Below are 240 nucleotides of genomic sequence, written 5' to 3' on the forward strand. Positions count from 1 at the left end.
AGGGGCTGAGCTAAACGATGCCACAGTAAAAAGTTGGGTTAATTCACCGCTTCCGCTTATTCGCTTGGCGATTGCTAAAGTAGGCTTTTTGCTGCCCGAAGCAGAGCGCTTAAAAAGCTATAAGCAACTATTAACCGACAAATTAAAGTCGGTGCGTGTTGCTGCAGCGCAAAACCTAAGCCAAACAACAGCGCAGTTAAATGGGCTTAATCAATCAATTATAGAGCTTGCACACGCTAA

At 44.6% G+C, this 240-nt stretch carries 1 pseudogene; it reads left to right on the plus strand.

From position 1 onward, the window contains the following. Positions 1–240: pseudogene (locus tag NRL14_RS21140) on the plus strand (hypothetical protein); the annotation flags it as partial.

The sequence above is a fragment of the Pseudoalteromonas sp. 20-92 genome (assembly GCF_030847595.1).
GTDB lineage: Bacteria > Pseudomonadota > Gammaproteobacteria > Enterobacterales > Alteromonadaceae > Pseudoalteromonas > Pseudoalteromonas fuliginea.